Origin of the sequence: Algicola sagamiensis DSM 14643 (assembly GCF_000374485.1) — a bacterium.
Lineage (GTDB): Bacteria > Pseudomonadota > Gammaproteobacteria > Enterobacterales > Alteromonadaceae > Algicola > Algicola sagamiensis.
In genome coordinates this window covers 53,068-65,213 of the sequence record NZ_KB894501.1, presented here as the reverse complement: position 1 = coordinate 65,213, position 12,146 = coordinate 53,068, and the positions used below count along the sequence as shown (strand labels likewise).

At 43.6% G+C, this 12,146-nt stretch carries 8 protein-coding genes; all 8 read right to left on the bottom strand.

The window, feature by feature from the left end; genetic code table 11:
• The gene (locus tag C505_RS0115070; RefSeq protein ID WP_018693464.1) at positions 1-1,638 is read right to left on the bottom strand and encodes a CTP synthase; all 1,638 of its coding nucleotides are present in this window, start codon (positions 1,636-1,638) and stop codon (positions 1-3) included.
• A gap of 111 nt (positions 1,639-1,749) precedes the next feature.
• Positions 1,750-3,216 (bottom strand): NAD-dependent succinate-semialdehyde dehydrogenase, encoded by a 1,467-nt coding sequence (locus C505_RS0115065; RefSeq protein ID WP_018693463.1) that lies wholly within the window; start codon positions 3,214-3,216, stop codon positions 1,750-1,752.
• A gap of 126 nt (positions 3,217-3,342) precedes the next feature.
• Positions 3,343-5,577: a M36 family metallopeptidase gene (locus tag C505_RS0115060; RefSeq protein WP_018693462.1), complete on the bottom strand. Its 2,235-nt coding sequence runs from the start codon at positions 5,575-5,577 to the stop codon at positions 3,343-3,345.
• A gap of 593 nt (positions 5,578-6,170) precedes the next feature.
• A complete protein-coding gene (der, locus tag C505_RS0115050) occupies positions 6,171-7,616 on the bottom strand; it encodes a ribosome biogenesis GTPase Der (RefSeq protein WP_018693460.1) in 1,446 nt (481 codons plus the stop codon).
• Between the two features lie 97 nt (positions 7,617-7,713).
• A complete protein-coding gene (gene bamB / locus C505_RS0115045; RefSeq protein WP_018693459.1) occupies positions 7,714-8,889 on the bottom strand; it encodes an outer membrane protein assembly factor BamB in 1,176 nt (391 codons plus the stop codon).
• Positions 8,890-8,987: 98 nt separating this feature from the next.
• Positions 8,988-9,620, bottom strand: a complete 633-nt coding sequence (locus C505_RS0115040) for a YfgM family protein (protein WP_018693458.1) — start codon at positions 9,618-9,620, stop codon at positions 8,988-8,990.
• Between the two features lie 11 nt (positions 9,621-9,631).
• Positions 9,632-10,900 carry a histidine--tRNA ligase gene (gene hisS / locus C505_RS0115035; protein WP_018693457.1) on the bottom strand — a complete coding sequence of 423 codons (1,269 nt, stop codon included), beginning with the start codon at positions 10,898-10,900 and terminating at the stop codon, positions 9,632-9,634.
• A gap of 123 nt (positions 10,901-11,023) precedes the next feature.
• The gene (gene ispG, locus C505_RS0115030; protein ID WP_018693456.1) at positions 11,024-12,139 is read right to left on the bottom strand and encodes a flavodoxin-dependent (E)-4-hydroxy-3-methylbut-2-enyl-diphosphate synthase; all 1,116 of its coding nucleotides are present in this window, start codon (positions 12,137-12,139) and stop codon (positions 11,024-11,026) included.
• Positions 12,140-12,146 lie beyond the last annotated feature (7 nt).

The following is a 12,146-nucleotide window of genomic DNA, read 5'->3' as shown; positions in this document are numbered from 1 at the left end:
TTAATTAATTTGTTTCTTTTGGTATTCACCCGCAGCTGCGACAAAACCTTCAAATAAAGGATGTCCATCACGCGGTGTTGAAGTAAATTCTGGGTGGAATTGCGCAGCGATAAACCAAGGGTGTTTTGGGTTTTCGATGATTTCGACCAGCTTTTTGTCATGAGACAAACCTGAGAACTTCAGACCCGCTTTTTCCAACTGCTTCACATAGTTGTTGTTCACTTCGAAGCGGTGGCGGTGACGTTCAACAATCACACCATCCCCATAAACTTCACGGACTTGAGAGTTTTTCACTAGGTGGCACTTCTGGCTACCGAGGCGCATTGTTCCACCTAAGTCTGAATTCAGATCACGTTTCTCGACCTGACCATCATCATCCAGCCATTCTGTGATCAAACCTACGACTGGGTGTGGGGTTGCTGCATCAAATTCTGTGGAGTTCGCATTTTCTAGTCCAGCGACATTTCGTGCGTATTCAATCAATGCGACCTGCATGCCCAAGCAAATCCCTAAATAGGGAATATCGTTTTCACGTGCATACTGAGCAGCTTTGATTTTACCATCCACACCACGCTCACCGAATCCACCAGGAACAAGGATAGCATCGACACCTTCTAACACTTCTGTACCTTTGCTTTCGATATCTTGCGAATCAACATATTTAATGTTTACAGAAAGTCGGTTTTTAAGGCCTGCGTGTTTCAGCGCTTCGTTGACAGATTTATACGCATCTGGCAGCTCAACATATTTACCAACCATCGCTATCGATACTTCGCCATTAGGGTTGGATTCTTCGTATAAAACCTGTTCCCACTCAGAAAGATCCGCTTCAGGACAATCAATATGAAATCGGCGAACGATCAACTGATCCAATCCTTGCGATTTTAGCAATGCAGGAATTTGATAAATGCTACTGACATCTTTGAGCGAAATAACCGCTTTTTCTTCAACATTTGTGAACAAAGATATCTTTGAACGTTCATGGGGCGGAATAGCGCGATCAGAGCGACAAATCAAAATATCTGGCTGAATACCAATTGAACGAAGTTCTTTAACTGAATGCTGCGTTGGTTTGGTTTTGACTTCGCCCGCAGCACCAAGAAATGGTACAAGCGTGAGGTGCATATACATCGCATGCTCACGGCCTAGCTCAGTGCCAAGTTGACGTAATGCTTCTAAAAACGGTTGAGACTCAATATCACCAACAGTTCCACCGACTTCAACAATCGCAATATCAGAGCCTTCTGCCCCTTCGATCACGCGACGTTTAATTTCGTTCGTAATATGTGGAATAACCTGGATGGTTGCACCAAGAAAATCACCACGGCGTTCTTTACGAAGAACATCTGCGTAAATACGACCTTGCGTGAAATTGTTCTTTCGAGTCATTTTGGTACGAATGAAGCGCTCGTAGTGTCCAAGGTCCAGATCGGTCTCAGCGCCATCGTCTGTGACATAGACTTCACCGTGCTGGGTAGGACTCATCGTGCCCGGATCGACATTGATGTATGGGTCGAGTTTCAGCATCGTGACTTTTAATCCACGTGCTTCTAAAATCGCTGCTAGTGAGGCCGCAGCAATACCTTTACCGAGAGAGGATACCACCCCGCCAGTCACAAAAATATAACGAGTAGCCATGAGACTCCTAAGCTGACAATGTTACAATGGGAATTTTTAACAAGACGGGAAATTATTATACATCAAGTTGCCCTCCAGACTCAAAGTCCTTTTTCGTCTGAAGGAAAAAAATTATGGTGTTGTATCAATCTTGAAGTTCATCATTTTCGATTCCATATATTCTTCAATCCCTTCGGTTCCCCCTTCACGACCAAGTCCAGAAAACTTCACACCACCAAAAGGCGCCATGACTGTCGATACTGAGCCTTCATTGATCCCCAACATACCGCACTCCAGTTGCTCTGCAACACGATAAATCCGATCAATATTATTGGTATAGATATAAGCAGCAAGGCCTGCATCAACTTGATTTGCCCAACGTACCACATCTGTTTCATCGGTAAATTCTTGAACCGCAATGACCGGACCAAACACTTCTTCCTGAAATATCCGCATTGTTTCATTTGTACCATCGACGAGGGTTGGCTGAAAGAAGAGAGCGCCTTTCTCATCGACTTTGCCTCCTTCCATCACGGATGCACCTTTATCAACTGCATCTTGGATCATTGCTTCCACTTTTTTGATTGCCGCTTCATTAATCAAAGGGCCTTGATCACAATGATCATCTAAGCCTGAGCCAAGACGGATCTCCTTCATTTTCTGTCGAAGTTGATCGAGGAAACGACTTTTTACACTGTGGTGAAGATAAATGCGATTGGCGCTCACACATGTCTGGCCTGCATTACGGAATTTACTCTTCATTAGTCCATCAACGGCTTTCTCAATATCAGCATCGCCAAAGACGATAAATGGGGCATTCCCGCCAAGTTCTAAGGATAATCTTTTTAACGTTTGTGCAGAATGCTTCATTAACCATTGGCCAACACGTGTCGAACCTGTAAAGCTAACTTTTCTAACCAGCGGATTCGCACAAAATGCTTCTCCAATTGACTCCGGGTTTCCCGTCACCATATTCAGTACACCATCTGGTAAACCTGCTTTTTCTGCAAAATAGGCAAGCGCTAATGCAGAGAAAGGTGTTTCTTCGGAAGGCTTCGCAACGATAGTACACCCAGCCATCAAGGCTGGTGCTATTTTACGTGCCAGCATCGCTAGTGGAAAATTCCAAGGTGTGATCAGGGCGCATACCCCAACAGGCTGTTGAATCGTCATTAATCTATGGCTTGCAGAAGCTGTCGGAATCGTGCGGCCATATGTTCGCTTTCCTTCCTCAATAAACCAACGGATATAATCTTGGGCGTACTGTACTTCCCCTTTGGCTTCTTTTAGCGGTTTTCCTTGTTCCAAAACGATAAGTTCTGCAAGGCTATGTTCTTGTGCCTCAATGAGTCTCAACCAGCGCTCCAGATGTTCTGCTCGCTCATAAGCACATAATTTTCTCCAAGATTGAAATGCTTCGTGTGCTTCTTCAATTGCGCGGTCAATTTGTGGTTGTTCTAATGAAGGTATTTCTCCAACTTTATCGCCTGATGTTGGATCAAAAACGCTGATCCATTGATGAGATAAAATCCACTCACCACCTATATAGTTGGCTTGCTTAATTAATGATTTGGTGACATCTGAAACAATCGCGCCCATGCTGAAGTTCCGTTGTGTTAAACCTTTTTTTAGAGTATATCAAGGATTAATCTAATTGGGCTGGTGTCAACACATAAAAAACGCAGCCTTTGGCTGCGTTTTTTGCTGTGATGAAAAGTTTCTCAATTATGCTGCTTTGACATTTGCACGCTCTACTTGTAGTCGACGCGTCTCAATGACTGCGAGAAGACTTAAGATAAAGAACATGCTACCACCGCTATCACCTGATGATGTTGCTGGTGATGCTGAAGATGATGCAAAAACACTTTCAGAAGTAGATGTATTCTCATCGTGAATAAAGACAGTGATAACTTTACGAGTTTGCTTGTTATTTGAACTTGTTACGACCAATTCAAACTGAACTTCAACACCCTGCTCTGGAACATTATCTGCTGTGAAAGATAAAGTCTCTGAATTCTTGTCATGAATTAATAGGTGGAACTCACTCGCATCTAGCTGTCTCCAAGCAAAGGTTGCGCCTTTATCAGAAACCGCAGCTGTGATTTCAGTCACTTCACCTTCTTTCGCGTTGTAACGCTCGCCTAGACCAACTGTGATACCATTTTTCGCTGTTTCAGATGCATTCTTGCTAAATACAATGCCTTGATTTTGGAAGTGCTTATAGAATACTTCCGCATGTGGTCCAGCTGGGTATAAACGTTTTGCTGTTGTATAGATTGATTGTGCCATAATCGGCATCGTTACATGACCACCTAGACCAAACTGTGATTCAATGACAATTTTATCAATCTGGTCACGTGCAATACCTCTCTCACGAAGTTCGACATGTGCCTGGAACAATGGTGTTGCCCACATTTGGTCACCGATTTGACCTGTACCATGTGCTTCATAATTACGGCCTGACTTGTATTGATACTCAGCGCCTGTTCTATCAAGCTGACGTCCACCAAATTGACCTTTGTCCCACCAGAACCATGCGCCCATACGCTCCGGATGGAAAGATTTGCCATTTTCAGTCGCATACTTATAAGTTGCGCCCCAGTAGTCACCAAATCCTTCTCCAATTGCACCCATATCACCTTCAAACTGACTCCAGTTCGGGTTGATATCATACATAATCGCATGACCATACTCGTGCAAGATAATTGTCGCGTCTTCTGTCGCTTTTGATAATGTACCTTGGTGGCCAAAAGTGATCATATTCGTTCTTGGCGTGTAGAATGCGTTACGATTATCGTAGCTGTCTGTATCAACTTTGATAGGACGATTCTGAATACCATTTCCGCCAACATAGCCGAGTGACTGCAAATAACGTTGACTCTGGTCAATATGGTAGTAAACATTCGCATCCTGGAAACCTTGCTCATCACGTGTATGGAACCAGTTACCATCTGATGAAGTTGTCATACCTTTTGCTGTAAACTTGCTCGAAGGCTGCATGACATCGACGATTTCAACCCAAGGACCTGCTAAACGATAAGTGTTTCCATCCTTTGTAATGTCTTGCAATGTGACTGTTTTGTATGCTGAAGCAAGTGTGCTATTGAGCACCGCTTTATTAGTCTTAAAACTGATTGTTGTATCTTCAAGTGTTGTTCTTGGGTCTGGGTCAAAGACAAATGCTTTACCATCAACTTGAACACCACGGTTGGCTGTTCTTTCCTGTACTACCGGTCGCTCAGCCAACGCCTGCATTGCTTCTTCAAAAGTCACAACTTGACGACGATTCGTAAAATCGACTTCATCATGAGCATGCTCATCTTCACCTAGGTGATTCGTATGCTCAGTTTCCTGAATATCCAAAACCTCACCTGATAGCTTTCCAATAACAACGCGCTTCGTGTTGCTTTCGAATGTCAGGTCTACTTGATAACTCAGGACTAATTCGCCGTCAAATGGGTAATAAACTTCTTGAACAAGCGGCTTAATAGAAAGTAATTCTGAAGAAGCAACAACATTAAATGCGATTTCTGCTGCACTTGTTACAGAAAGACCTTCAATACCACGTTGCATTGCAGCCGCAGGCTGAGCGTCGATAATATTGTGGTAGATGCGAACGATCTCACCACTTTTTGAATCGATGGATACCGTAATGGTCGCACGGCTAACAGGTACCTCATCGATCATCTGAGAAAACGTAAAATGCTTGGCTGTTAAACTCTCTTTGATATCAGTGAGTGCCAAAACACAGTTGTTGCAGTTGTTTAAAAGATTCTTTCCGACTGCTGTAGCTGCCTGCTGAGCAAGAACCTCATCACTACCACCACGCATCGCTGGGATTTCCAGTGAAGATGTATCTGTAATTAGAGAAGTGGTGAATGCATCCGAAGCATGAGCGACACCCGCGTAAGATGTAAGGAATGTACAAACTGAAAGAGAGACTTTAGAGAACTTCTTCATAACAACCTTCTACAACTTGGGAAAACTAAAACAACGAACAACTGTTCAAAAACTGAGCACATTTTACCGAAAAGAATAACTTTTGCAACATAAATAATGCTAAAGTTTTAACATAAAAAGCCGATGTATTATTTTTTTCTATATATATCAATTAAATATGAAACAAAAATAATTGTATATTTTTTAACCATAACATTTTCGTATTCTTTTTTGAATTCATCTAAAATTTCATTCAAATTACAATTATCATTATTTTTCAACGTGTTACTTGCAATCATACTTATTAGGTACATACTGGGCATTTTTTATAACTGAAGAAAATTCAGCCTTTATCATAAAAAAATAAAGAAGGCCTTATTTTCAATTATTCAAAAAAGGGACGCTGATGAAATACTATGGCAATAGGTCTGGAGCTACTCTTCCTGCATTGCATAAGTAAGTTTTCTCACAGATAAGGGACATATAGAAAGAGCAATATATAAAGAAGAATTGAAATGAACTGGTGTTGAATTGAAGAGGTTTTAAAGTAATGTGGTATTGAAAAATAAAAGCGTGATGATGGGCATGCGATTCCTCACATGCCCACTTGTTGTTTATTTTTTATGGAACTTCATCATGCGGCGACGCTTCTTTATCTGGGTTCCTGTCAGTTGATTCTTCTTCCCTGCATACGGGTTATCCCCTTCACGGAACTCAATCTTGATTGGTGTGCCCATGACTTCAAGAGACTTCCTGAAATAGTTCATCAAATAGCGCTTATAAGAGTCTGGTAAGTCGTACACCTGATTCCCATGGATGACGATCCTTGGTGGGTTATAACCACCAGCATGGGCATACTTCAGCTTCACTCGACGACCACGGACCAATGGAGGCTGGTGATCCATCTGTGCCATATCCATAATCTTCGTAAGCTTGGACGTGGATACACGTGTTGTGGCGGATTGGAATGCTTCTTCCACAGACTCGAATAAGTGCCCAACACCAGAGCCATGAAGCGCAGAAATAAAGTGGATACGTGCAAAGTCGATAAAACCAAGACGGCGATCAAGTTCAGACTTCACGCGATCTTTAATATCCATATCCAAGCCATCCCACTTGTTGACCGCAATCACAAGTGAACGTCCGGCATTCAGTGTAAAGCCGAGCAAGCTCAGATCTTGATCACTGATCCCATCACGGGCATCAATTACCAATAAAACGACATTTGCATCTTCAATCGCCTTGAGCGTTTTAATCACTGAGAACTTTTCAACAGCCTCAGTTACCTTCCCGCGTTTTCGCACCCCAGCTGTATCGATCAGGATATACTCCTGATCTTCACGTTCCATTGGGATATAAACAGAATCACGCGTTGTGCCTGGCATATCGTAAACAACAACACGCTCTTCACCGAGGATCCGGTTTGTTAATGTTGATTTACCGACGTTTGGTTTACCAATGATCGCCAGTTTGATTGGGCCATCAATGATTGGCGTTTCGTCTTCTTCATCGAATGCTTCCAAGTCTTCATCAAGAAGCGCTTCTTCAGAATCATCTTCCTGAACCTCTTCAAGGTGCGGCTTGAGCGCTAAATGAAGGAGCGCACTCACACCACGGCCATGACTCGCCGCAATTTGATAAATGTCACCAAGAGAAAGTGCATAGAACTCCGCAACTGCCGAATCTGCATCAATCCCATCTGTTTTATTTGCAACAAGAAAAACTTTCTTTTCCTGCTTACGTAAATGATGGGCAATGGCTTCATCAGCGACCGTTAATCCAGCACGAGCATCCACCATAAAGAACACAACATCCGCTTCATCAATTGCTTGAAGCGATTGCGATGCCATTTCCAGTTCAATCCCTTCTTCTGTGCCATCTATCCCGCCTGTATCAACGACGATAAACTCCATGTCATCTACTGTCGCCTGACCGTACTTCCGATCACGAGTCAATCCAGGAAAATCAGCGACAAGCGCATCGCGTGTTCGGGTTAAGCGGTTAAATAAGGTGGACTTGCCTACATTTGGGCGGCCAACCAGTGCAACAACAGGCAACATGTTTCCTGATCCTCTTTAAAAAAACTCTTTACTGTTATAAACAGAAAAGGCTTCGTGAAAACGAAGCCCTAAAATATAACCTACGGCAGATAACGCGTTATTGCGTTTTCACAGCACTCAATGTGCCATCGCGTGACTGAATATAAAGCATACCATTATCGATAATTGGCTCTATATATGCCCCACTACTATCAATTTCTTTTCTTGCAAAAATCTCGCCAGATGCTTTATCTAGCCAGTGCCAATAACCTTCAAAGTCACCGACAATGATGTAATTATTCAGAATAACAGGTGCTGTCAGGCTTCGATTAAATAATTGCTTTTGTGTCCAAAGCTCTGTTCCTGTACGGCGATCAACAGCAACAATATGCCCTTTCGTGTTCGTCAGAAAAAGCGTATTCTCAGCACCAGCAAGATTTAAATATGATTTATAGTCTCGCTTCCAAATAACACGGCCTGAGTTCACTTCTAAACTCACTAAATCACCGTTGTAACCAACAATGTATAAGTTATTACCAAGGATCAGAGGCGACGCATCGACGTCTGCTAATCGCTCAAGATCGGTAGCACCATCACGCTTACCAATCGATTGCTCCCAGGCTTGCAAACCTTTATCTGCAATCACAACGGTCACTTTCCCACTTGCTGTCCCAAGCAACACACCACCATTTGAAAAAAGTGGTTTGCTTGCACCACGAACAGAAAGTGGCGGCGCAGGGAAGTCGATTTCCCAACGTTTTTCACCCGCATCAGGGTGAAGGGCAAGCAGTTTACCAGAATTTGTATTCACATAGAATAATCCGCCGCCAGCTGCCACAGGTGTATTCACTTCTCCTGGCACTTCAGCTTTCCAAAGGACTTTCTTTTCTTTTGGATCAATCGCAATGACTTCACCATTTTCCGTCCCAACGACAAGCTTATCAAAAGCGTAAGTTAATCCACCAGATAAACGCGCTGATTTGACGTCTTCGAAGAAGGATGTGTCTTCACGAACATCTAAGTCCCATAACTCATCACCATCTTTCAATGAATATGCATGGACGATACCTTCTCGGCTTGCGGCATAAATCACATCATCTTTAATCACCGGTGAAAGACGAGAAAAGAATTCACCAATGCCATCATCAACTGAAGATTCCCATGACACTTGCGGTGTGAACTTTTCCTGAATCGGCTGTAACTCTGCAATTTTAGGTTCGTCCGATGAAGAACATCCCATGAGTGCAACACCGAATGTCATGACGGCAACTATCTGTTTGAAACCGATTCTCATCGGACACACCCCTTATCTTTCCTGTCACGCACTATTTGCGCGTCACCATATCAGCACAATGATGTGCTGACTTCTTTTACGTTATTCTTTTGAAGCAACTACTGTTTTGCAATCACTGCCAGGTCATCAAATTTCAGTTGAAGCGCAGGACTTGATTTCGCACCATCCTCATCAAGCGCTTTTTGGTAGGCATCTCTAGCCTTTGTCAGCTCACCTTTTGCGACAAAAATATCGCCTTTCAACTCTTCAAATTGTGCATTGAATGACTTTGGATGCGGCTGCTTTAATTGCTTGAGTGCTTCATCATATTTCTCAAGCGCAATCAGAATTTTTACCAAACGGACATTCGCGATCGACTTGATTTCTGGAGAGTCAGCCGTCTCAAATGCTTTGATTAGCTTCTCTTTTGCTTTTGCATACTCTTTCTTATCTACTAATGCTTTGGCAGCATGAAACTCAGCCAACACTGCGTAAGTTGAATCGGGATGACTTTGAATCAATTGATCCGCTTTACCCTGAACATCCGGTGTTTCTTTAACGAGTTCATCAATTAATTGCGCATATTGCTCAGATGCTTTTCCTTGCGTTTCTAATTGATGGCTACTAAAAGTACGCCATCCGATCAAACCACCCAAACCGATCACCGCACCAAGTAGTACAGGTACACCATATTCTTTGACTATAGATTTCAGTTGTTCGTATTGTTGTTCTTCAGTTAACTGTGGATCCATCTTTTTATCCTCTATGCACCGAGTACCGATGCTAAATCTGTTTGTGAAATACGCTGCTGTGGTTTGTCTTCTCGTAGAAACTTCACCGTGACTTCTTTCGCTGAGACTTCATCTTCGCCTAGGATCAATGCAATCTCAGCACCACTATTATCTGCACGTTTAAGTTGTTTCTTGAAGCTACCCCCCCCACAGTTCAACATCACGCGGCGCGAAGGGAATTCATCACGAACTTGCTCAGCAAGTTGCATTGCGGCATTTTCGACATTTTGACCAACTGCTGCAACAAATACATCAACAGCTGCTGGAATCTTCTTTAATGTCTCTAAGGATGAAACCATCAATACCAATCGTTCCAAACCAAGCGCAAAACCAACAGCAGGTGTCGCCTTTCCACCAAGCTGTTCAACTAGCCCATCATAGCGACCACCGGCACAAACCGTGCCTTGTGCACCAAGAGAATCCGTGATCCACTCAAAAACCGTTCGGTTATAATAATCTAGGCCACGCACCAAACGCTCATTCACCGTGTATTGGATGCCCGCAGCGTCCAATCGTTCACACAATGTTTTAAAATGTTCTGTCGATTCGTCATCAAGGTGTTCTGAAAGCTTTGGTGCATCGACCAAAATCTTCTGAATATCCTGATTTTTTGTATCTAATATGCGAAGTGGGTTTGTATAAAGTCGGCGAAGGCTGTCTTCATCAAGCTGATCTTTGAATTGCTCAAGGAAGCTGACTAAGGCGTCTCGATAAGCGGCTCTTGCTTCATTACTACCAAGGGAGTTCAATTCTAAGCGAACATGTTCAGCAATACCAAGTTGTTTCCAAAGACGCGCTGTTAGTAAAATAACTTCGGCATCACTGTCTGGTGCGCTGAGGCCAAAAACTTCACAACCAAATTGGTGAAACTGGCGATAGCGTCCTTTCTGCGGGCGCTCATGGCGAAACATTGGCCCCATGTACCAAAGACGTTGCTCTTGATTATACAAGAGACCATGCTCGTTCCCTGCACGGACACAACATGCTGTGCCTTCCGGTCTTAGCGTCAGACTGTCACCATTGCGGTCATCAAAGGTATACATTTCTTTTTCGACGATATCCGTTACTTCACCGATAGAGCGCTTAAATAGCTCCGTCGACTCCACAACCGGATAACGAATTTCTCGGTAACCATAAGATGCAACCACACGGCGCAAAGTTTCTTCGACTGTTTGCCATACAGGAGTTTCTGTCGGCAAGCAGTCGTTCATACCACGAATCGCTTGTATTTTCTTAGCCACGACTAAACCACTTCACCTCAAATTTTCAAAATAGCTGGCATTATAGGTGCTTTCACCAAAAACACCAAGAGGCACCTGACATGCCCGAGTATTTTTCTCGATTGTTTGTTCAACAACTTTTGTTTATTCGACAACTTTCACATCAATACGCTGTGCTTCGCTTTCTGCAACATAAGAGCGAATGTGCGTTTCAAGCTGCTCAACAAGGTTCTCATTATCTAGGCGTTCTTTCTGACGCTGCCCGTTGATATAAAAGCCACTCTTGCGGTTTGCACCTGCAACCCCCATATCCGAGATTAACGCTTCACCTGGTCCATTGACGACGCATCCAATGACAGAGACCGTCATTGGCGTAACAATATCTTCCAATCGCTCTTCTAGTTGATTCATTGTAGAGACAACATCAAACTCCTGGCGGCTACAGCTTGGGCAAGCGATAAAATTGATCCCACGGGCTCGTATCCCGAGCGACTTCAGAATATCAAAACCAACTTTGACTTCTTCTACCGGATCAGCCGCAAGAGAAATTCGTAATGTGTCACCAATGCCTTCAGCCAGCAGCATACCAAGACCGACTGCTGACTTCACAGAACCAGCTCTCGCTCCACCGGCTTCCGTGATCCCTAAATGGAGTGGTTGTTCAATTTGTTGTGCTAAAAGACGATATGCACCGACCGCTAAAAATACATCGGATGCTTTGACGCTGACCTTAAAATCTTGGAAGTTCAGTCTGTCGAGAATATCAACATGACGCATGGCGGATTCGACAAGAGCAGCAGGAACTGGCTCGCCATATTTTTCTTGTAAATCACGCTCCAGTGAGCCGCCATTTACACCGATTCGGATTGGGATCCCTTTGTCTTTTGCTGCATCAACAACGGAACGGATCCGCTCTTCTTTGCCAATGTTACCTGGGTTGATCCGCAAACAGTCCACGCCATACTCAGCAACTTTCAAAGCAATGCGATAATCAAAGTGGATATCTGCCACAAGTGGAATGGAAACGCGTTGTTTGATCAACTTGAATGCCTCAGCAGCATCCATTGTCGGTACTGAAACACGAACAATATCGGCCCCGGCTGCTTGAATGGCTTCTATCTGTGCAACTGTTGCATCGACATCTGTGGTCCGTGTATTCGTCATGGATTGGACAGAAATAGGCGCGTCACCCCCGACGGGAACATCACCAACATAGATTTTGCGAGAAACGCGGCGTTTGATGGGAGACTCTTTCAACATACTTACA